General features: G+C 50.4%; 1 pseudogene. It reads left to right on the top strand.

From position 1 onward, the window contains the following. A pseudogene (locus tag QN347_RS20740) lies at positions 1-242 on the top strand (translation initiation factor IF-2); the annotation flags it as partial.

The following is a 242-nucleotide window of genomic DNA, read 5'->3' as shown; positions in this document are numbered from 1 at the left end:
ATCATTTACGATGCGGTCGACGAAGTCAAAGCTGCCTTGTCTGGTATGCTGGCACCGGAAAAACGCGAACAGATCATCGGTATGGTCGAGATTCGTCAAGTATTCTTGGTCAGTAAAGTTGGCGCGATCGCCGGCTGTCTGGTTACCGACGGTATCGTCAAGCGTACTTCTTCCGTTCGCTTGTTACGCAACAATGTCGTTACCTGGACCGGCGAGCTTGATTCGCTCAAACGTTACAAAGA

Source organism: Sphingomonas sp. 10B4, from assembly GCF_035019905.1.
Taxonomy (GTDB): Bacteria; Pseudomonadota; Alphaproteobacteria; order Sphingomonadales; family Sphingomonadaceae; genus Sphingomonas; species Sphingomonas glacialis.
The sequence above is the reverse complement of the archived record's forward strand: the minus strand, read 5'-3'. Positions and strand labels throughout refer to the sequence as shown.